Origin of the sequence: Rhodococcus sp. D-46 (assembly GCF_011290655.1) — a bacterium.
Lineage (GTDB): Bacteria > Actinomycetota > Actinomycetes > Mycobacteriales > Mycobacteriaceae > Rhodococcus_F > Rhodococcus_F qingshengii.
This window is the reverse complement of sequence record NZ_JAANTF010000040.1, coordinates 1-1,880: the sequence shown is the minus strand read 5'-3', so window position 1 is coordinate 1,880 and position 1,880 is coordinate 1. Positions and strand designations below refer to the sequence as shown.

General features: G+C 60.7%; 1 protein-coding gene. It reads left to right on the top strand.

From position 1 onward, the window contains the following. Window positions 1-1,880, top strand: a 1,880-nt coding sequence (locus G9U53_RS33210) for an amino acid adenylation domain-containing protein (RefSeq protein WP_156667390.1), incomplete at both ends; no start/stop codon positions are given.

Genomic DNA, 1,880 nt, shown 5'->3' with positions numbered 1-1,880 from the left:
TGGTGTGGATTCGACGTTGTCGGCGTGGTTCGATGATGCTGCTGCGCGGTTTGGTGATCGGGTTGCGGTGCGGTTCGGTGGCGAGTCGTTGTCGTATGGTGAGTTGTCGGTGCGGGCTAATCGTTTGGCGCGCAGGTTGATTGCTCAGGGTTGTGGTCCGGAGTCGTTGGTGGCGGTGGCGTTGCCGCGGTCGGCGGATCTTGTGGTGGCGTTGTTGGCGGTGGTGAAGTCCGGTGCGGGGTATTTGCCGGTGGATCCGTCGTATCCGGCTGATCGTGTCGAGTTCATGTTGGCTGATGCTGCTCCGGTGGCTGCGATTTCGTGGTCCGGGCGTGAGTTGGTGTTGCCCGCTGGTTTGCCGGTGGTTGATATCGACGCGGTGGATGTGTCGGAGTTCGATGGCTCGGTGGTTTCGGATGCGGATCGTGTTGCGCCGTTGCGGTCGTCGAATGTTGCGTATGTGATTTACACGTCGGGTTCGACGGGTCGCCCGAAGGGTGTGCAGGTTCCGCACACGACGGTGGCGAAGTTGTTTGCGAATACCGAGGGTGTGTACGGGTTCGACGAATCCGATGTGTGGACGATGTTCCACAGTTATGCGTTCGACTTCTCGGTGTGGGAGTTGTGGGGTCCGCTGTTGTACGGCGGCACGTTGGTGGTTGTGGATTATGTGACGTCGCGGTCGCCGGAGCAGTTCTTGGAGTTGCTTGCTGCTGAGCGGGTGACGGTGCTCAATCAGACGCCGTCGGCGTTCTATCAGTTGGCCGAGGCTGATCGGTTGGCGTCGGAATCCGGTCGGGCTGCTGAGTTGTCGTTGCGGTGGGTTGTTTTCGGCGGCGAGGCGCTCGAGTTGCGTCGCTTGTCGGATTGGTACGGCCGCCGCGGTGACTTCGCGCCGACGTTGGTGAACATGTACGGCATCACGGAGACGACGGTGCATGTGAGCCATCGTGTGTTGGATGCTGCGTTGGCGGCGGATGCGTCGGCGAGTGTTGTGGGTCAGGCTATTTCGGGTCTGCAGGTGTTCGTGCTCGATACGCGTTTGGCTCCGGTGCCTGTTGGTGTCGCGGGTGAGATGTATGTCTCTGGTGTTCAGTTGGCTCGGGGTTATCTGGGTCAGGCGGGGTTGACGTCGACGCGGTTTGTGGCGAATCCGTTCAATGCCGGCGAGGTGTTGTACCGCACGGGTGACGTCGCGTCGTGGAACAGTGCTGGTGATTTGGAGTATCTGGGTCGCGCGGATGATCAGGTGAAGATCCGTGGTTTCCGGATCGAGATCGGTGAGATCGAGTCTGCGGTGTTGGCGGATGTGTCGGTGGCGCAGACGGCGGTGGTTGTTCGTGAGGATTCTCCGGGTGATCAGCGGTTGGTGGCGTATGTGGTTCCGGCTGCGGGTGTGAGCGTTTCGGTCGACGATCTTCGGGTGTCGGTGGGTTCGTTGTTGCCGGAGTACATGGTGCCGTCGGCGTTTGTGGTGTTGGATTCGATTCCGTTGACGGTGAACGGGAAGTTGGATCGTCGGGCGTTGCCGGTTCCGTCGTTGCAGGTTGCGGTGTTCCGTGCTCCGACGTCGGTGGTGGAAGAGGTTGTTGCGCAGACGTTTGCGGATGTTCTGGGCGTCGAGCGTGTTGGTTTGGATGATGATTTCTTCGCGCTCGGTGGTAATTCGCTGATTGCGACGCAGGTGACGTCTCGGTTGGGTCAGGCGTTGGATGCTTCGGTGTCGGTGCGGGAGTTGTTCGAGGCGTCGACGGTGGAGGCGTTGGCTGCTCGTTTGGGTTCTCATGTCGGTGGCGGTTCACGTGCGGCGTTGACTGCGCAGGTGCGTCCGGTTCGGGTTCCGTTGTCGTTGGCGCAGCAGCGCATGTGGTTCCTCAACC